Source organism: Streptomyces sp. NPDC001634, assembly GCF_040298185.1.
Lineage (GTDB): Bacteria > Actinomycetota > Actinomycetes > Streptomycetales > Streptomycetaceae > Streptomyces.
Window position 1 is genome coordinate 19086 of the sequence record NZ_JBEOZU010000089.1, and the last position, 18749, is coordinate 37834.

An 18749-nucleotide genomic window follows, 5' to 3' on the forward strand; every position below is an offset into this window, starting at 1 on the left:
ACCCCTCATCAGGGGCTCAGGGCGCGTGTGCGGCGCGCCCGTCGCGTATGCACCCGTACGCATCAGTCACGTGGGTCATACGCGGTGCCCGCCCACCCCTCACCAGGAGTGGACACCCTCAAACCATGAAGACCTAAGGGGTACAAGACAGTGGCAGCGGAGATCGTCAATCCTCGCAGCGACAGCAATACGGATCAGGACGGCGGCGTCGAGCCCCACGATTCCTTCGATCCGGCGTTCGCGCTGCACCGCGGCGGCAAGATGGCAGTGCAGGCCACCGTGCCGATCCGCGACAAGGACGACCTGTCCCTGGCGTACACGCCCGGCGTCGCCCGGGTGTGCACGGCCATTGCGGAGAAGCCGGAGCTGGTCAACGACTACACGTGGAAGTCGTCGGTCGTCGCCGTGGTGACGGACGGCACGGCAGTGCTCGGTCTCGGGGACATCGGTCCCGAGGCATCCCTCCCGGTGATGGAGGGCAAGGCGATCCTGTTCAAGCAGTTCGGCGGCGTGGACGCGGTCCCGCTCGCGCTGGACTGCACGGACGTGGACGAGATCGTCGAGACCGTGGTCAGGCTCGCGCCCTCCTTCGGGGGCGTGAACCTGGAGGACATCTCGGCACCGAGGTGCTTCGAGATCGAGCGCCGGCTCCAGGAACGGCTGGACATCCCGGTCTTCCACGACGACCAGCACGGTACGGCCGTGGTGACGCTGGCGGCGCTGCGGAACGCCGCGCGGCTGACCGGGCGGGCGCTCGGGGATCTGCGTGCGGTCATCTCGGGCGCGGGCGCGGCCGGGGTGGCGATCGCGAAGATGCTGGTGGAGGCCGGTATCGGAGATGTCGCGGTCGCCGACCGCAAGGGCATCGTGTCGACCGACCGGGACGATCTGACCCCCGTCAAGCAGGAACTGGCCGGGTTCACCAACAAGGCGGGGATCGCCGGCTCGCTGGAGCACGCCCTCGCGGGCGCCGACGTCTTCATCGGCGTCTCCGGCGGTACGGTGCCGGAGGAGGCCGTGGCCTCGATGGCGGAGGGCGCCTTCGTCTTCGCGATGGCCAACCCGAACCCCGAGGTGCACCCGGACGTCGCCCACAAGTACGCGTCCGTGGTGGCCACCGGGCGGTCCGACTTCCCGAACCAGATCAACAACGTGCTGGCGTTCCCCGGCATCTTCGCCGGAGCCCTGCAGGTGCGGGCGTCCCGCATCACCGAGGGGATGAAGATCGCGGCGGCCGAGGCGCTGGCGGGGGTCGTCGGGGACGATCTTGCGGCCGACTATGTGATCCCGTCACCGTTCGACGAGCGGGTGGCCCCGGCGGTGACCGCCGCTGTCGCGGCGGCGGCGCGGGCCGAGGGGGTTGCCCGGCGCTAGCGCCGGGCCGGCGGGCGGGGTTGGTTCACCCGCCCGCCCTACGCAGCTGCGGGCAGTCGTGCCGCTGGGGCGGCAGGGTGGGCGATGGGGGTCCCCTGCTCGAGCGACGCCGAGAGCTTGGGGGAGGCACCCGGCCGGCGCCGGGCAGCGAAACCCACGCCCGGCCCACGCTCGCGCCGGGCAAACGCGCGACCGCCGGTCAGTGAAGCCCGTGTCACAGGCGACGTTGGTTCCGTCCAACCCCGGCGGAGCCTATCGTCAAGGTCATGTTCGCTGCCTACGCCGCCCGCATCGACCGCGACCACCCCCTCAACGGCCTCGAGTTGGGAGAGCGCCCGGCCCCCGAGCGCCGGCCCGGCTGGACGACCGTGAGCGTCAAGGCCGCCTCCCTCAACCACCACGACCTCTGGTCCCTGAGGGGCGTCGGTCTCTCCGAGGACAAACTCCCGATGATCCTCGGCTGCGACGCGGCCGGCGTCGACGAGGACGGCAACGAGGTCGTCCTCCACTCGGTCATCGGCCAGACCGGTCACGGCGTCGGAGCCGACGAGCCCCGCTCGATCCTCACCGAGCGCTACCAGGGCACCTTCGCCGAACAGGTCTCCGTCCCCAGGTGGAACCTCCTGCCCAAGCCGAAGGAGATCTCCTTCGAGGAGGCCGCCTGCCTCCCCACCGCCTGGCTGACCGCCTACCGCATGCTCTTCACCAATGCCGGTGTACGCCCCGGCGACTCCGTCCTTGTCCAGGGTGCCGGCGGTGGTGTCGCAACGGCAGCGATCGCGCTCGGCAAGGCGGCCGGTCTGCGGGTCTTCGCCACCAGCCGTGACGAGGCCAAGCGCAAGCGGGCCCTGGAGCTGGGCGCGGTGGAGGCCCTGGAGTCCGGGGCGCGGCTGCCGCAGCGGGTCGACGCCGTCATCGAGACCGTCGGCGCCGCGACCTGGTCCCATTCCGTCAAGTCCCTGCGGCCCGGCGGCACGATCGTCATCTCGGGTGCCACCAGCGGCGACCGCCCCTCCCACGCCGAACTCACCCGTATCTTCTTCCTGGAGCTGAAGGTCGTCGGCTCCACCATGGGCTCCAAGGACGAACTGGAGGACCTGCTCTCCTTCTGCGCCGCCACCGGCGTGCGTCCCGTCATCGACGAGGTCCTTCCGCTCGACCGGGCCCGCGAGGGCTTCGAACGGCTGGAGGCCGGCGACCAGTTCGGCAAGATCGTGCTGACCATGAACTGACCGCGAACTGACCGCGAATCGGCTACGAAGCGGCCACCCCTCGCGTTTCCCGTCCACGGCGGGCTCGGAACCCTTTCGAGCCCGCCGTTCGCATGTCCGCGCACCTTTCATGTCAACCAGGGTTGACGTGAGCCGCGATGTCAACCTAAGTTGACATCATGACCGAAGCAACGGATCTCGCCGAGCGCGCGGGCGACCGTGATCCGAGGATCGGGCTGCGGGCCGTCGCCGCGCTGCGGAGGCTGCTGGAGCAGCTGGAGGCGGTGCAGGTGCGCAGCGCGCGCAACCAGGGCTGGTCGTGGCAGGAGATCGCCGCGGAACTCGGAGTCAGCAGGCAGGCCGTGCACAAGAAGTACGGGAGGCAGTGATGTTCGAGCGGTTCACCAAGGACGCCCGCGCGGTGGTCACCGGCGCGGTCGAGCACTGCGAACGGACCGGTGAGGAACGCGTCGACGAGGCGCACCTGCTGCTCGCCCTCCTCGATCGCGAGGGCAGCCGCGCCGCGTTCGCCCTGACGTCTCTCGGGCTGACGGGACGGCGGGACGCGATCGGGCGGGACCTGGCCGAGGCACGCCGCCGCGGCGGCCTCTCCCGTGCCGACGCCAACGCCCTCGCGGGGCTCGGCATCGACCTCACGGAGATCGTCTCCCGGGTCGAGGAGGCGCACGGGGAGGGCGCGCTGGCGCCGGGCCGCACAGGTGGCGTACGACGGTCCGGACGTCGCCCGTTCACCCGTGGCGCCAAGGACGTCCTCACTCGGTCCCTGCGTACCGCCGTCGCCCACGGTGACCGGCACATCGGCGACGAGCACCTGCTCCTCGCCCTGACCGCCCGCCCCGGCGTCCCGTCCGAGGTGCTCGCCGACCGCGGAGTCACCTACGCGGCCGTGGAGCGCGTGCTGTGGGGCGGGGGAGAGGCGAAGGCCGGGTGAGCCCCACGACGGTGGCGCCCGGCAGGGGACGGGGACCCTAGGGTGGGTTTCTGTGGCAGTGTCTGTAGCTGCCGCTGTGGGCTGCCGTTGTGCGCAGTTCCCCGCGCCCCCTAGTGGGTGCTACCTGCTGTCGCTCACCTGCGGGTTGTCCGTGGCTGGGCGCGCCCACGCGGCGGAGCCGCATATCGACACGGCCCGCGCCCCTGATAGGGCGCCATCTGCTGTCGGCGACCTGCGGGTTGTCTGTCCGTGGCTGGGCGCGCCCACGCCGCGGAACCGCAAATCGACACGGCCCGCGCCCCTATCGGGGCGCCGCCCCTGGAGGGGCGGCCTCACCCCTTCCCTGATCGCAGCGTCGCCCCTATGTGGGCCGCCGCCGTCGACAAGTGGCGGCGGGCCTCGCGGAGTTGTTCCTCCGTCACGCCGTGGTCGCGGGCCGCGTCGCGGATGTCGTCGCGGAAGCGGTCCAGGAGACGGTCGAGGGCGCGTGCGGGGTCGCCCGGGAAGTCCTCGTGCGCCCAGGACGGTTCGTAGGCGCCGGGGAAGTCCTCGGGGGTCGTCGAGTACTCCGGCTCCTTCACCGTCTCGGTGCGGCCGAAGCCGAGGTCCTTGCCGAACTCCTTGCCGAAGTCCTTCCCGAATTCGCCGAACTCCTTGGCCATTTCGGTGAGCCCCTCCCGCACCCCCGTCGGCCAGTCGCCCCGCGCGAAGTGGTCCTGCACATGCTCCTGAACCCGCTGCGCTATACGCTGCAGCTCCTGCTGTGCCTGGGAGCGCGCCTGCTCCTGCGCCTCCTTGGCCTGGCGGCGCGCCCGCTGGGCCTCCTCACGGGCCCGCCGGCTCTCGTCCTTGGCGCGCCGGGCCTGCTCCTTCCACTCCTGCTTGACGCGGCGCATCTCCTCCTTGGCGGCGCGCCACGCCTCCTTCTCGGACTGGTCGCCGTACTCCTCGTACCCGCCGCCGTTCTCCTTGGTGCCCCGTCGGGCCTCGGAGACCGCGGCTCGCATCTCACGGCGCAGATCGCCCGCGGCGCCCCGGACGTCCGCCCGGATCTCGGCGGCCAGCTCGGCGACGGACTCGCGGATCTCCAGCTCCAGATCGGCCAGCTCACCGCTGCGGTCCGCCAGTTCGGCGCGGCCCGCGTCCGTGATCGCGTAGACCTTGCGTCCGCCCTCGGTGGTGTGCGTGACCAGGCCCTCGGCCTCCAGTTTGGCCAGCCGCGGGTAGACGGTGCCTGCGGACGGTGCGTACAGCCCCTGGAAGCGCTCCTCCAGCAGCCGTATCACCTCGTATCCGTGGCGCGGCGCCTCGTCGAGCAGCTTCAGCAGGTAGAGCCGCAGTCGTCCATGGGCGAAGACGGGAGGCATGTCAGAGCCCCTTCTGCTCGGTCGGGCCGCCGGCCGTGCCGCCGGAGGAAGGGTCGGACGGGACGGCGGTGTCGCCAGTGGTGTCGCGGGGCGTGTCCGGGGGAGAGGCGTCCCGTGGACCGGGCGCGTCCCATGGCTCGTCCTCCGCGGCCGGGCGGCGGAGCAGGGCGATGGAGCCGGAGAGCGTCGTCGCCTTCAGCCGGCCGTTGCCCCCGCCCAGGCGGCCCGTGATCTTCTTGGCGCCCCACTGGCCGGACACGCGCAGATCGTCGAAGGCGTTCGACACCGCGCCGCTCGCCGTGTTCGCCTCGACCTCCGCGTCCGCCGGGTGGGGGAGGCGGACGGCGATCTCTCCGGAGACGTTCGTCAGGTGGGCGTCCACAGGGCCGCTCGTGGGGTCGAGGTCCAGGATGATCGAGCCGCTCACCGATTCGGCCTTCACGAACGGGCAGGTGCCCTCGATGACGGTCAGATCGCCCGAGACGGAGTTCATCCGCAGCTCGCCGGTGACGCCCTGGGCCTCCACGTTCCCCGAGACCGTGGAGGCGTGGACCGAACCGGAGAGGCCGACCAGTGTCGTCTCACCCGTGACGCCCTTCACCGCGGCGCCGCCGTCGATCCCGGAGACCATGGCGTTGGCCCCTATCGCGCCCACCTCCACGCGTGTGGACGCAGGGACGGCCAGGGAGACGACCGCGCTGCGACGCCAGCCCTTCAGGTCGAGCCACTTGCGGAAGCCCTTCCAGGGGAGATCGTCGTACTCCACCGTGAGGGTGCCGTCCTTCTGTGTCACCGTGAGTGGCGGGCCCTCGATCTCCGAGACCTCCAGACGCGCGGAACTCTCGTCGGTGCCCACGACGTTCACCGTTCCGTTGACGATGCGCACATGCAGTGCCGTCACGGGGGCGTCGAAGGTGAGCTTCTTCGGCTCTGCGACGGACCACTCGGACATGGTGCTGACCTCCTCGGCCGGTGCGGGCGCGCGTACGTGACGGAACCATCCAACACGCCATATCGCGTCTTCCGTTATTCACGATATATCGTGGATACGGAAAGTCAAGACACCCGTTCTGGTGAACCCCCGAGGAGAAAAGTGGACGAAACTGCCTAACGTGGGGCTATGTCGACGGAAGACCGCGCCATCGGACCCGCTCCCGGCGGCCTGCTGCTGTGCCGGGCGGATCCCGCTTCCGTCGCTCCCGCCGCCCAGCTGCTCCGCGAGCCGATGGTGCTCACCCGGGCCGGCCCCGGGTGGAGCGCACTGGTCCCCGAGGGCCGGCCCTGGCTGGACGGCGGTGAACCCGTCGACCGCGTCCTCGCCGGCTGGGCCACCGCGCTCGCGGTGGGCGCCCCCTGGCCCGTACTCGCCCTGTGGTGGGACGCGGACCGCGCCGGCTACACCCTCGCCGCCGGATTCCGCCGCCCCGTGGGCTACGTGTGGCTCGCGAACGGCACCCCGGCCGGCGAGGACGAGGCGATGCGCACGTTCGCGGCCCGTCTCGGCCTCGACCCCGTCCACGACATGCAGGCCCTGGAGCATCTGACCGCACCCGACACGGGGGTGGACGCACGGGCCCGCCTCCGCGGCCTCCTCGCCGTCCTCACGCGCGCGGGACTCACGCTTCCCCCGGACCTGACCCCCGGCGCGGCGTCCGGGCGCCTGCGTGCGGCGGCCCGGGTCCGCCCCGACGCGGAGGAGATCGAGTGGCCGGGCCGGCGCGACGCCCTCCGCGCGGCACGCGACGCGGTCGGCAGCACGCGCCTCGGCCCCTGGCTCCCGTGGGCGGCCACCCCGAAGGCCCGCGTCCTGGCCCTGACCCAGGTGGCGGCGGGCCTCCCGCTCACGGCGTGGGGCCTGCGCCACCGCAGCGGCGGCTGGCTGGTCGCAGGCGCGCTGCTCCTGGCACACGGCGCACTGGGTCTGGTGTACGACCTGGCACGCCCCCGAGACTGACGCCCGCCCGGCGGACCGGCGTTACTCGTCTTCCTCGTCTTCCTCGTCGTCCAGTCGCGCGAGCCAGGTCGCGAGCCGCTCCACCGGCACCTCGAAGTCCGGGTTGAGGTCGACGAACGTACGCAGCTGCTCGGCGAGCCACTCGAAGGTGATCTCCTCCTCGCCGCGCCGCTTCTCCAGTTCTTCGATGCCTCGGTCGGTGAAGTACAAGGTGCTCTCCTGAAGGCGCCGGTGGGGGTCTCACCTCCAGGTTAAGCCGCGTGCGAGCGCACCGAATCGCCCCCCGTCCTGTGCGGTTCCCGCACCTCACGCGCGCGTGGGCGGGCAGAATGGGCCCACGGACGGCCAGGAGCCACAACAGCAGCGGGGGCCGGGCAGGCCGGGCCCGCGTACGGGGGACGTGATGGAACGGAAGATCCAGGAGATCGAGCTTCCCGGCGGCGAGAAGATGCTCGCGAGGGTCAGTGTCCTGGAGTCCCAGGAGATGCCCGGCGCAGACGAGTTCGCCTACGAGGACGTCGGCGCCCTCGACCACATGACCGCGCGGATCGACCGGCTGAACGAGCTCGTGCGCGGCGTCGGCGGCGCCGTCCTCGAAGCGGCGAGGTCCGTCGGCCCCGACGAGGTCAGCGCCACCTTCGGCGTGGAGCTCGCGCTGAAGCCGGGAAAGGCCGTCGCGCTGCTCGCGGACGGCGAGGCCAAGGCGGCGCTGTCGATCACCCTGACCTGGCGCGGGAACGCCGCCGGACGCGGGACGGGAGCGCAGCCCGGTCCGCCCTCCGCCGTCACGGCCCTCCCCGCGGCCCGGAACGCCGACGACACGGGTGACACGCCCGGCCGGGACTCCGCCTCCGCATGACCGCGCACAAGCTCGACGTCCTCACCAGCCGTGCCACCGTCCGGATCGGTCCGGCCGCGGAGCCCGACACCCTGTGGGGCAGCGGGTTCTTCGTCGCGCCCGGCTGGGTGCTCACCTGCGCCCACGTCCTGCCGATCGGCAGCGGCCCGGAGCGCGTGGGCGACCTGCGGGTGCACGGTCATGGCTTCGACGCCCCGGCCGGGCTCGCCTACTGCCTCGGCGGCGGCCCCGACCCGGAGCAGGACCTCGCCCTCTTACGACTGCGGGAGGACGTGGACCACCTCTGCGTACGGCTCACGGATCGCTCCGATCCTCCGCTGGGCGTCACCGCGTACGGCTGGCGCACGCCCGCGACCGGGGTGCCGCAGCGCTGGCAGGGGAAGAGCGAGTGCAACGGCAGGGACGGACCGTACGGGCTGACCATCGAACCCCGGACGGAGATCCCCCACGGGGCGTCGGGAGGCCCCCTCCTCGACCACGAGCGAGGCGCGGTCGTGGGCATCGTCAAGGCACGCCGGGCAGGCAAGGACGGCGGGCTCGCCGTCGCAGCGGCCGCTCTGCACGGACTCCGCGAGGCGCGGCCCGTCGGCGGCGCGGGCGAACTGGGCCACGACCCCTACGCCGCCCTGATCCGCGCCCACGACCGCTGGCACCACGGGACGACAGGCCCCGGCAGCTGGGTGCGGGCCCAGAACGAGCTGGCCGCCGCGGGCCCCGGGCAGCCGTGGCGCCCCGTGGACGCCGCCGCGGCCGCGGCACTGCTGGCCGAGCTGCCGCCGCCCAGGTCGCCGGCCCGGCTGCAGCGGCTGATCACCAAGGTGCTGGGCGACGAACCTTGGTGGGAGGACGAACTGGCCCCGCGCGACTGGCGCGACGGCCACGGCCGGCTCCCCGATCACGCGGACGGCGCCGACATCGTCTCGCTGCACTATCTGCGGGCCGTGGCCCATGTGTCCAAGCTGCGGGCGGCTCGGCAGGCGGAGGCGCTGGAGTCCTGGGTCCGGGAGCGGGCGGCGCGGCTGCCGTCCCCCATCGGCCGGCTGGTCACGGAGATGGACATGTCCGCGTACACCCCGGACCCGCCCGACGAGGAGCCGGCCGCCACCGTGGGGCCGTCACCCGCCCAGCGGCTACCCGGTTCCGGGTCCGCCGGGTCCGCCGGGTCCGCCGGGTCCGCCGCGTCCGTCGCGTCCGCCCGGTCCGTCGGGTCCGTCGGGTCCGTCGGGTCCGTCGCCTCCGCCGCGTGTGACGAGGGCCCCGTCGTGGCCGTCGAGCTGGAGCCCGACGTGTACCGTCCGCGCGCGTTCCACTGGCGGATCTGGTCCTGGTACGGCACCGCCGACACCGCACGGCCGCTGGACCAGAGCCCCGACGACGAGCCGACGCCGCTCGCCGGGCTGCCCTACGTGCTGGACAGGCCGCTGCGCCGGGCGTTCGGCCTGCTGGACACGGGGGAGCGGCGCGCCCGGCTGGAACTCGCGCTGCCCGTCGAGCACTTCGACGTGGACGTCCATCTGTGGCGGCCGCCCGTCGCGAGCGGTCTGCTGCCGCATCCCGCTGAACGCCCGTTCGGGGTGCACCGGCAGGTGGTCCTGCGCTGTCTGAAGCGGCGCGGCGAACCGGCTCAGGAGTGGCTCGAGCGCTGGCGCGGCGTCGCCGAAGGCGGTCCGAAGGCGCTGCCGATCCCGTCGTCGGCGTACGCGAGTGAACTCGGCGCGGGCCCGCCCGGCGCGGTGCCGGTGCTGTGCCGCCCGCCGGCCGAGAGCGGGGACACGCTCACCGAGGCACTCGGCGCCGGATACGGCGTCGTCCTGTGGAGCCTGCGTGCCGATCACACCCACGGCTGCGGCCCGCGCTGCGACGAACTCCACGACGGGGCCGCGGGGTTGCTCAACCGCACGCAACACGCCACCGCGCTGCCCGAGCAGCTGCGCGTGCTGCGCGAGCGTGTCAGCCTGGCCGATACGACGGCCGCCTGGGCGGAACACCTCGCGCTGCTGTACGACGATCCGCGCCGCCCCATCCCGCACCTCGACGACGTACCGGTCGAGTCGCCCTCGTGACCGCCCGACGCAAGGAGACACCGTGAGCACCCCCGACTGGTTCGTCTTCCGGGGCGACGGAGAGCCGCACGACGGCATCGGCAGGCTGCCGGCCCCGCCCCCGTGGCGCGACTTCGACGGCGGTCCGCCGGCCGGCCCCGCTCCCGCGCCGGGTTCGGAGTCCGCGCGCCGCCTGGGCACCCGCGGTCTGCGCGGGCCCGTGTGGCGCCCCGAGGAGCTGGAGCTGATCAACGCCGCGCTCTACCTGCGGCGCCCCCTCCTGGTGACCGGCGACCCCGGCTCGGGAAAGTCCACGCTCGCCCATGCCATCGCCCACGAACTCGGCCTGGGCCGGGTGCTGCACTGGCCCGTCGTGAGCCGTACGACGCTGCACGACGGCCTCTACACCTACGACGCCATCGCTCGCCTGCAGGACGTCCAGATGGCCCGGGTGAGCGGGCAGGAGTCCGGCGAGGACATCGGTGAGTATCTGCGCCTCGGCCCGCTCGGCACGGCCCTGCTGCCGTACGAGCGCCCGCGTGTGCTGCTGGTCGACGAGCTCGACAAGAGCGACATCGACCTCCCGAACGACCTGTTGAACGCCCTGGAGGAAGGCGAGTTCCACATCACCGAGCTGCAGCGGATCGCCCGCAGGCAGCCCGAGGTGCACGTCCTCACCGACGACGGCGAGCGGGCCCTCGTCGCCGGGGGCCGGATCCGCTGCCGCGCCTTCCCCGTGGTCGTCATGACCAGCAACGGAGAACGCGACTTCCCCGCTCCACTGCTGCGCCGCTGCCTCCACCTCGATCTGCCCTCGCCCCGGAACGACGAGTGGGGCGCGGCGCGTCTCGACGCCATGGTCCGCGCCCACTTCGGCGAGGCGGACGGCCCCGGCCACGATGCCCTGATCCGGGACTTCCTGCAGTCGAGCCCGGGCGCCCTGCGCGCCGCCGATCAGCTGCTCAACGCGGTCTACCTCACCCAGGAGGCCGTACGCCACAGCGAGCGGGACCGGCAGCGCCTGGCGGAACTGCTGATGCGCCCCCTCGACCAGGGCGACCGCGGACCGCGCTGATGACGAACCCGCCCCCGGAGGACCTGCCGCCGGAGGACCCGCCGCCGGAGGACCCGCCGCACTCCGCCGCAGACGGTCCGCTGAACGCGCTCGTCGAGCGGCTGCGCGGCACGCTCGGAGTCGAGCCCACGGCGCGTGAACTCGCCGAGGCGCTGTGGCTGGCCGGGCATGTGGAGCGGGCGGAGGTGCGCACGGACGCGACCGATCAGCCACCCGCGGCACGGCAGGAGCCTCCATCGCCCGGCGGCCCGGAACCGGCGCCGCCGCCCCGGCAGCCCGGGGAGACCGGCGGCGGACACCCGGGCCCCACCCGCCTGTACGCCGACCGCACCGGCCCCGGGAGCCCCGCGCCCGCCGCCGACGACGCCTTCGTCCGGGTCCGCGTACCGACGGCCACCGCCCTGCCGCAGCCGCTGCCCCTGCAACGCGCCCTGCGGCCCCTGCAGGACCACCGCCCGCCGGTCCGCGCCCGGTACCGCCGGCTGGACGAGCAGGCCACCGCGGAACGGGCCGCGGAGACCGGACTGCTGCTGCCCGTCCTGCGCTTCAGCACGCGCCGGGAGGCCCGGCTCAGGCTTCTCATGGACGCCTCGACGTCCACGGCGCTGTGGGACGGCATGCTCGACGAACTCCGGCAGATCTGCGCCGGCCTCGGCGCCTTCCGCGAGGTGTCCGTGCACTACGTCCACGAGGGCCCCGACGGCCGGCCGGGGACCAGCACGTCGCGCGCCCCGGGCGGGGCGCTGCGGGCCGTGGAGCAGCTGCGCGACCCCACCGGACGGCAGCTCACCCTGGTGGTCAGCGACTGCGCGGGTCCGCTGTGGAGCTCCGGGCGGATGCAGCGGCTGCTCCACCACTGGGCGCAGGCCGCGCCCGTCGCCGTGCTCCAGCCGCTGCCCCAGCGCATGTGGCGCCGCACGCATCTGCCCGCCGTGCCCGGCCGGCTGCGACGGCTCGAAGGGCTGGGCGCGCGGCTGGAGTTCCGGCCGTCCGACGGCCCGGGAGCACCGGGCGCGCTGCCCGTGCCCGTCCTGTCGCCGACCCGGGCCGCGCTCGGCACCTGGGCGCGGCTGCTCTCCGGCAGTACGGGGCTGTCGCTGCCGGCGGCGGCCGCGTGGGTACGGGCCGACCACGCCCCGGCCCCGCTGCGCACGGAGCGTCCCGCGGCCGACCCGTCGAGCCTCGTCCGCACCTTCCGCCGCACCGCCTCGCCACAGGCGGTACGGCTCGCCGTGACCTTCTCGGCGGTACCGCTCGCCCTGCCCGTGATGCAGCTCGTCCAGCGGGCGATGCAGCCGGAGACCGGGCCCACGGTGCTCGCGGAGGTCCTGCTCGGCGGACTGCTGAAACGGGGGGACGCCGAGGGCTGGTACGACTTCGCTCCCGGCGTGCGCGAGGAACTCCTGCGGTTGCTCCCGCGCGGCGACGCACTGCTCGTGCTGAAGCACTGCGGCGAGTACGTGGACCGGCACTTCGGCCGCCGGGCCCGGAACTTCCCGGCACTGGCCCTGGCACGGCTGACCGGGGGACCGGAGCCGGCGACGGGGGCGGAGGAGGTGCCGGGGGCGTTCGCCGAGGTGTCGGAACTGGTGGTGGGGCGGTATGGGGCGGGGGCCGCCACCCGGGCGACGTTCGCCCTGGTGTACTCCGCCGCGGATATGGAGTGGGCGCAGTGGGCGGCCGACGTGCTTCGCCCGTACGGCCACGTGAGGCCGTGGACGTGGGACCTCGACGGGCCGGACCCGGGGGCTGATCGGCCCAGGAAGGCCGCAACCGTGGTGTTGCTCCTCGGCAGCTGGTACGCGCGGGACGGCGCGCGGATGCAGCAGGTGCTGGACGAGGCCGGTGTCCTTACCGGCCCTCAGGAGCGGCTCGCCGTCGTGTCCGTGTCCGAGGACGCACTCCCCTGGGCGGGCCGCCTGGAGCCGGTCGTGCCTCTGGCGGGAGCGACCGAGCCCGAGGCCCGCCGGCGGCTGCTGGGCCGCCTGTCGCTCGACCCGGCGACGTACGGGCCACAGACCCCTGGCGCACCCTTCCCCGGCCGCGTGCGGCGCGTCCGGTATGAGGTTCCCGACCGCGACCCCGGCTTCACCGGCCCCGAGGACGTTCTGACGCGGCTGGATCAGGAGCTGGCAGGGAGTCCCGCCCCCTCGCCCGTCTGCGCCGTCATCGGACCACCCGGCGTGGGCAAGACCGCGGTCGCCGTCGAGTACGTCCACCGGCACGCCGAGGACTACGACGTCGTCTGGTGGGTCGGGGCCCAGGACCCCAGGCTCCGACGGCAGCGACTGGCCCGGCTCGCCACCGCACTCGAACTGCTGGAGGGTGGCCGGGGCGTGGACGAGAACATCGCCGCCCTGCGGGACGCGGCGCGCCGGCGGCCCCCTGATTCCCGCTGGCTGATCGTCTTCGACGGCTGGGACGACCTTCAGGGCGCCGACGAACTCCTGATCAGCGGCTGCCAGGTGCTCATCACGTCACGGGACACGGCGTGGGCCGAGGCGGTGCACGCGGTGCGGATGGACGGCGCCGACCGGGCGCAGCCGACGCGGGCCGAGGCGGAGGCCGACGTACTCGCATGGCGCGCCCTGGTTCGCGTCGACGCACCGCTCCGAGGACGGGGCGTCACCTCGGGCAGCGGGTTCTTCCTGGCACCGGGCTGGGTCGTCACGGCGGAGCACCTTGTCGCGGATCGCCACGGCCTTGGACAAGAGGCCCGGTCCACGGTCGGCGTCACCACGACGGAAGGCCGCCGGTATCAGGTCAGCCAGGTGTACGAGGTCGGTGGCGTGGCGCTCCTCCACGTGCCCGGGGCGACCGACCCCGAGTGCCTGTGGCTCAGCGACAAACCGGGCGTCGCGGTCGGCGAGGCGACGTTGTACGGAGTGACAGGCCCGCTGGACCAGCCGCACACGACCACCGTTCGGGCCGCGGTGGCGGCGGCGCGCAGCCGGGACGGGCTGGTGGTACGGGACGCCTCCATCCCGCTCGGGGCGGCGGGCGGCCCCGTCGTCGACCAGCGCGACGGCGCGGTCGTGGGTGTGATCAAGGGGCGCAGCGCGGACGGCAGCAGCGGGGGGGAGGCGGTACGCATCGGGGTGCTGCGCACCCTGTGCCGGACTCCGGGCCCTCGGGCCGAGCTGTGGCACGAGATCGTATGCGCCCACGACCGGCATCATGCCGATCGGTTCCGCGTCCTGGGACAGGAACAGACCTGGACCGGAGTGCAGACGCGGCTGGCCGCCCGGTCCTCGGCACTGGGCAAGCTCCAGCCGGCCGCACGGACCGAGCTGTACGGGCTGCTGGCCGAGCTGCCACCGCCGGAAAGCCCGCTGGTGGTGCAGGATTTGCTCGGGGAGCAGGGCGAGGACCGTTATCCGGCGTGCAGTTGGCGCGATGGCGTGGGGCATCTTCACCGTGGCGACTCCGCCGATCTCGCGCTGGTGTACGCGGCGCGCGTGTGGGCGCGGCTCGCGGAACGGGAGCCCCCGGGTGGGCGGCGGGCGCTCGCCGACCTGCGCGCCTGGGTGACCGCTGCCGTCCGGACGACCCGGGACGCAGAGCTACGCCGCGCCGTCGAGGACGTGTTCGTGCGCCTCGACACGGCCCTGTCGACATCGCGGGCAGTGGTCCTGGTCGAGATCGAGCGCGCCTTCGCCGAGGAGTTCAGCTGGCGCATGCTGTGGATGGAGGACGGCACGGAACTCGTCGTGGCGGAGGGCACCTCTCCCACGTACATGCGGGAGCTGGAGACACGGTTGCGCCCCGCCCTCGCGGAGGTGCTGGCGGACGCCGACGGCGAAGGCGGACCGGTTCCTGTTCAGTTCGAGTTGCCCGGGGAGTTGCTGTGGGCGCTTCCCGTGGAGCGCTGGCGGGTGCTGGACGCCGACTCGCCCCTGGTCGAACAGCACCCCGTCTTCGTACGCGGTCGTGACGGCGGCAACAGCCGTCTGAGGGAGCGGCGGACCCGTTGGGCGGGCCTGACTCGGGGGCCCCTGGAGAGCGTGAGGACGGGACTGGACTCGGCGCCCTCAGCCGCTGTGCCGGTCGCCTGCATGCACGCCACCCGGGTGCTCGAGGAAGGACTGGCCCGCGGCTATCCGCTGATGCTCTGGAGCCGTGCCACGCGTCATCACGACTACTGCGCGGACTTCCATGAGCGAGTGGACGAGCTTCTCCGTGAATCCGTCAACGTCCGGGAACTCCTTGCTCTCCTACGGCACTTGAGGGCGAGCCCACATGAGCGATCCATGTTCGACCCGTGGTGGCTCGACAACCTGGCCATCTACTACGACCCACCGGACAGCCTGTAACACGGCGCACCACCGAAAGGGCCCGGCCCGAGTCACACGAACTCGGGCCGGGCCCTTCCGTACTGCCGTGAGGCTTACGCCTCGAACACCTCACGCACCAGCTGCTCCTGCTCCGCCTGGTGCCGCTTCGCCGAACCCACCGCCGGGGACGAGCTGTGCGGGCGCGAGATGCGGCGCAGGCGCTCGCCGGGCGGGATGTCCGCGCCGACCGCCAGGTCCAGGTGGTCGATGAGGTTCAGGGCGATGAACGGCCAGGCGCCCTGGTTCGCCGGCTCCTCCTGGGCCCACAGGTACTTCTCGGCGTTCGGGTACTTCCTGATCTCCGCCTGGAGCTCGGCACCCGGCAGCGGGTACAGCCGCTCGAGGCGGATGATCGCCGTGTCCGTCACACCGCGCTTCTGCCGCTCGGCCTCCAGGTCGTAGTAGACCTTGCCGGCGCAGAAGACGACCTTGCGGACCGCGGCCGGGTCCACCGACGAGTCGCCGATGACCGGGCGGAACTGGCCCGTCGTGAACTCCTCCGCCTTGGACGCGGCGGCCTTGAGGCGCAGCATCGACTTCGGCGTGAAGACCACCAGCGGCTTGTGGTGCGGGTTGTGCACCTGCCACCGCAGGAGGTGGAAGTAGTTCGACGGGAGCGTCGGCATCGCGACCGTCATGTTGTTCTGGGCACAGAGCTGCAGGAACCGCTCCGGGCGCGCCGAGGAGTGGTCCGGGCCCTGGCCCTCGTAGCCGTGCGGCAGGAGGAGGGTGACGCCGGACGTCTGGCCCCACTTCTGCTCCGCCGCCGAGATGTACTCGTCGACGACGCTCTGTGCGCCGTTGACGAAGTCGCCGAACTGCGCCTCCCACATCACGAGCGCGTCGGGGCGGGCGAGCGAGTAGCCGTACTCGAAGCCCATGACCGCGTACTCGGACAGGAGGGAGTCGTAGACGTTGTAGCGGGCCTGGTCCTCCGACAGGTACTGCAGCGGGGTGTAGTCCTCGCCCGTCTCGCGGTCGATCAGTACCGCGTGGCGCTGGCCGAAGGTGCCGCGGCGGGAGTCCTGTCCGGAGAGGCGGACCGGCGTGCCCTCGAGGAGCAGTGAGCCGATGGCCAGGGTCTCGCCCATGCCCCAGTCGATCGTGCCGTCCTCGACCATCGCCGCCCGGCGCTGCAGCTGAGGCAGCAGACGCGGGTGGACGGTGAAGTGGTCGGGGATGTTGACCTGGGACTCGGCGATGCGCTTGACGACCTCCGAGGAGATGGCCGTGCCGACCGCGACCGGGAAGCCGTCCTGCGGCTCGTGCGACGGCGCCGCCACCTGCTGCGAGGTGGCCTCGCGGACCTCCGTGAAGACCTTCTCCAGCTGGCCCTGGTAGTCCTGCAGCGCCTGCTCGGCCTCTTCCAGGGTGATGTCGCCGCGACCGATCAGGGACTCGGTGTACAGCTTGCGCACCGAGCGCTTCTTGTCGATCAGGTCGTACATCAGCGGCTGGGTGAAGGCCGGGTTGTCCGACTCATTGTGACCGCGGCGGCGGTAGCAGATGAGGTCGATCACCACGTCCTTGTTGAACGCCTGGCGGAACTCGAAGGCCAGGCGCGCGACGCGCACGACCGCCTCCGGGTCGTCGCCGTTCACGTGGAAGATCGGGGCCTCGATCATGCGGGCCACGTCCGTGGCGTACATCGAGGAGCGGGACGACTCCGGGGCCGCCGTGAAGCCGACCTGGTTGTTGATGACGATGTGGACCGTGCCGCCGGTGCGGTAGCCGCGCAGCTGCGACATGTTCAGGGTCTCGGCCACCACGCCCTGGCCCGCGAAGGCCGCGTCGCCGTGGATCGCCACCGGCAGGACCGTGAAGTCCGTACCGCCCTTGTTGATGATGTCCTGCTTGGCGCGGCTGATGCCCTCGATGACCGGGTCGACCGTCTCCAGGTGGGACGGGTTGGCGGCAAGAGAGACCTTGATCTGCTCGCCGTCGAGGCCCGTGAAGGTGCCCTCGGCGCCCAGGTGGTACTTCACGTCGCCGGAGCCGTGCATCGACTTCGGGTCGAGGTTGCCCTCGAACTCACGGAAGATCTGGGCGTACGACTTGCCGACGATGTTGGCGAGGACGTTCAGACGGCCGCGGTGGGCCATGCCGATGACGACCTCGTCCAGGCGGGACTCGGCCGCGCTGTCGATCACCGCGTCGAGCAGCGGGATGACCGACTCGCCGCCCTCCAGGGAGAAGCGCTTCTGGCCGACGTACTTGGTCTGCAGGAAGGTCTCGAAGGCCTCCGCCGCGTTCAGGCGGCGCAGGATGCGCAGCTGCTCCTCGCGCTCCGGCTTGGAGTGCGGGCGCTCCACACGGTCCTGGATCCACTTGCGCTGCTTGGGGTCCTGGATGTGCATGTACTCGATGCCGGTGGTGCGGCAGTACGAGTCGCGCAGCACGCCGAGGATGTCGCGCAGTTTCATCATCGACTTGCCGGCGAAGCCGCCGACCGCGAACTCGCGCTCCAGGTCCCACAGGGTGAGGCCGTGCTCGACGATGTCCAGGTCGGGGTGCTTGCGCTGGCGGTACTCCAGCGGGTCGGTGTCGGCCATGACGTGGCCGCGGACCCGGTAGGAGTGGATCAGCTCGAAGACGCGGGCGGCCTTGGTGACGTCGTCGTCGTGCGAGGCGTCGATGTCCTTGAGCCAGCGGACCGGCTCGTAGGGGATGCGCAGGGCCTCGAAGATCTCGTCGTAGAAGCCGTTCTCGCCGAGGAGGAGGTTCGCGACGATCCGCAGGAACTCGCCGGAGGCGGCGCCCTGGATGACCCGGTGGTCGTACGTCGAGGTCAGGGTCATGACCTTGGAGATGCCCAGCTTGTTCAGGGTGTCCTGGGAGGTGCCCTGGAACTCCGCCGGGTAGTCCATCGAGCCGACGCCCATGATCACCGACTGGCCGGGCATGAGACGCGGGACCGAGTGGACCGTGCCGAGGCCGCCGGGGTTGGTCAGGGAGACCGTGACGCCGGTGAAGTCGTCCATCGTCAGCTTGCCGTCGCGGGCGCGGCGGACGATGTCCTCGTAGGCCTGCCAGAACTCGAAGAAGTTCAGCGTCTCCGACTTCTTGATCGCCGCGACGACGAGCTGGCGGTCGCCGTTCGGCTTGACCAGGTCGATGGCGAGGCCGAGGTTGACGTGCTCCGGCTTGACGAGGGTGGGCTTGCCGTCCTTCTCCGCGAACGACCAGTTCATCGACGGCATGGCCTTGATGGCCTGCACCATCGCGTAGCCGATCAGGTGCGTGAAGGAGATCTTCCCGCCCCGGGCGCGCTTGAGGTGGTTGTTGATGACGATGCGGTTGTCGAAGAGCAGCTTCACCGGGACCGCACGCACGGACGTGGCCGTGGGCAGCTCCAGCGAGGCGTTCATGTTCTTCGCGACGGCGGCGGAGGGGCCGCGCAGGGTCACCAGTTCGGGACCCACGGGCGCCTGGGCCACGGGTTCGTCCTTCTTGGGCTTGGCAGGGGCCGCGGCGGGCTTCGCGGCGGCGGGAGCGGCGGCCGCGACGGGCTTCACCGGGGCCGGCGCAGCAGCGGCGGGCTTCGGGGCGGCGGGAGCCGGGGCGGCCGGGGCCGGGGGCGC

13 protein-coding genes are annotated in these 18749 nt (G+C 72.4%); 9 read left to right on the forward strand and 4 right to left on the reverse strand.

Annotated features, from left to right (window positions below):
- The first annotated feature begins 150 nt into the window (after positions 1–150).
- From ABT186_RS38845 to ABT186_RS38860, 4 genes are all read left to right on the forward strand, one after another.
- Complete coding sequence (locus tag ABT186_RS38845) at positions 151–1374, forward strand: NAD(P)-dependent malic enzyme (RefSeq protein ID WP_351929108.1); 1224 nt, start codon at positions 151–153, stop codon at positions 1372–1374.
- Positions 1375–1640: 266 nt separating this feature from the next.
- The gene (locus ABT186_RS38850; protein WP_351221660.1) at positions 1641–2606 is read left to right on the forward strand and encodes a zinc-binding dehydrogenase; all 966 of its coding nucleotides are present in this window, start codon (positions 1641–1643) and stop codon (positions 2604–2606) included.
- A 158-nt stretch (positions 2607–2764) separates the two neighbouring features.
- Positions 2765–2974, forward strand: coding sequence for a helix-turn-helix domain-containing protein (locus tag ABT186_RS38855; RefSeq protein ID WP_040248424.1), 210 nt, complete (start codon positions 2765–2767; stop codon positions 2972–2974).
- The gene (locus tag ABT186_RS38860; RefSeq protein WP_351221661.1) at positions 2974–3537 is read left to right on the forward strand and encodes a Clp protease N-terminal domain-containing protein; all 564 of its coding nucleotides are present in this window, start codon (positions 2974–2976) and stop codon (positions 3535–3537) included. Before ABT186_RS38855 ends, ABT186_RS38860 begins: the two co-directional genes overlap by 1 nt.
- Before the next feature lie 332 nt (positions 3538–3869).
- Here the strand turns inward: ABT186_RS38860 and ABT186_RS38865 are convergent, their stop codons facing one another.
- Positions 3870–4904, reverse strand: coding sequence for a PadR family transcriptional regulator (locus ABT186_RS38865; RefSeq protein ID WP_351221662.1), 1035 nt, complete (start codon positions 4902–4904; stop codon positions 3870–3872).
- Position 4905: 1 nt separating this feature from the next.
- Positions 4906–5856 carry a DUF4097 family beta strand repeat-containing protein gene (locus ABT186_RS38870; RefSeq protein ID WP_351221663.1) on the reverse strand — a complete coding sequence of 317 codons (951 nt, stop codon included), beginning with the start codon at positions 5854–5856 and terminating at the stop codon, positions 4906–4908.
- Positions 5857–6024: 168 nt separating this feature from the next.
- On the opposite strand from ABT186_RS38870, the gene ABT186_RS38875 reads away from it, so the two are divergent.
- Entirely contained in the window at positions 6025–6858 is an 834-nt protein-coding gene (locus ABT186_RS38875) for a hypothetical protein (protein ID WP_351929110.1), read from the forward strand.
- Positions 6859–6879: 21 nt separating this feature from the next.
- On the opposite strand, the gene ABT186_RS38880 is transcribed toward ABT186_RS38875, so the two are convergent.
- Positions 6880–7068 carry a DUF6104 family protein gene (locus ABT186_RS38880; RefSeq protein WP_351929112.1) on the reverse strand — a complete coding sequence of 63 codons (189 nt, stop codon included), beginning with the start codon at positions 7066–7068 and terminating at the stop codon, positions 6880–6882.
- Between the two features lie 193 nt (positions 7069–7261).
- On the opposite strand from ABT186_RS38880, the gene ABT186_RS38885 reads away from it, so the two are divergent.
- From ABT186_RS38885 to ABT186_RS38900, 4 genes are read left to right on the forward strand one after another with little or no spacing between them, the layout of a single operon-like run.
- Positions 7262–7717 (forward strand): CU044_2847 family protein, encoded by a 456-nt coding sequence (locus tag ABT186_RS38885; protein ID WP_351221665.1) that lies wholly within the window; start codon positions 7262–7264, stop codon positions 7715–7717.
- Positions 7714–9780, forward strand: coding sequence for a VMAP-C domain-containing protein (locus tag ABT186_RS38890; protein ID WP_351929114.1), 2067 nt, complete (start codon positions 7714–7716; stop codon positions 9778–9780). The genes ABT186_RS38885 and ABT186_RS38890 overlap by 4 nt, the downstream gene beginning before the upstream one ends.
- A 22-nt stretch (positions 9781–9802) precedes the next feature.
- Positions 9803–10834, forward strand: a complete 1032-nt coding sequence (locus tag ABT186_RS38895; RefSeq protein WP_351929116.1) for an AAA family ATPase — start codon at positions 9803–9805, stop codon at positions 10832–10834.
- Positions 10834–15147, forward strand: a complete 4314-nt coding sequence (locus tag ABT186_RS38900) for an SAV_2336 N-terminal domain-related protein (RefSeq protein WP_351929118.1) — start codon at positions 10834–10836, stop codon at positions 15145–15147. The genes ABT186_RS38895 and ABT186_RS38900 overlap by 1 nt, the downstream gene beginning before the upstream one ends.
- A gap of 74 nt (positions 15148–15221) precedes the next feature.
- Here the strand turns inward: ABT186_RS38900 and ABT186_RS38905 are convergent.
- A partial coding sequence (locus ABT186_RS38905) for a multifunctional oxoglutarate decarboxylase/oxoglutarate dehydrogenase thiamine pyrophosphate-binding subunit/dihydrolipoyllysine-residue succinyltransferase subunit (protein ID WP_351929120.1) occupies positions 15222–18749 on the reverse strand: 3528 nt, incomplete at its 5' end.

What these genes read in the sequence shown, in the direction of transcription:
- ABT186_RS38850 (WP_351221660.1), top strand. Translation starts at nt 1,641, where the DNA reads ATGTTCGCTGCCTACGCCGCCCGCATCGACCGCGACCACCCCCTCAAC.
- ABT186_RS38855 (WP_040248424.1), top strand. Translation starts at nt 2,765, where the DNA reads ATGACCGAAGCAACGGATCTCGCCGAGCGCGCGGGCGACCGTGATCCG.
- ABT186_RS38860 (WP_351221661.1), top strand. Translation starts at nt 2,974, where the DNA reads ATGTTCGAGCGGTTCACCAAGGACGCCCGCGCGGTGGTCACCGGCGCG.
- ABT186_RS38865 (WP_351221662.1), bottom strand. Translation starts at nt 4,904, where the DNA reads ATGCCTCCCGTCTTCGCCCATGGACGACTGCGGCTCTACCTGCTGAAG.
- ABT186_RS38870 (WP_351221663.1), bottom strand. Translation starts at nt 5,856, where the DNA reads ATGTCCGAGTGGTCCGTCGCAGAGCCGAAGAAGCTCACCTTCGACGCC.
- ABT186_RS38875 (WP_351929110.1), top strand. Translation starts at nt 6,025, where the DNA reads ATGTCGACGGAAGACCGCGCCATCGGACCCGCTCCCGGCGGCCTGCTG.
- ABT186_RS38885 (WP_351221665.1), top strand. Translation starts at nt 7,262, where the DNA reads ATGGAACGGAAGATCCAGGAGATCGAGCTTCCCGGCGGCGAGAAGATG.
- ABT186_RS38890 (WP_351929114.1), top strand. Translation starts at nt 7,714, where the DNA reads ATGACCGCGCACAAGCTCGACGTCCTCACCAGCCGTGCCACCGTCCGG.
- ABT186_RS38900 (WP_351929118.1), top strand. Translation starts at nt 10,834, where the DNA reads ATGACGAACCCGCCCCCGGAGGACCTGCCGCCGGAGGACCCGCCGCCG.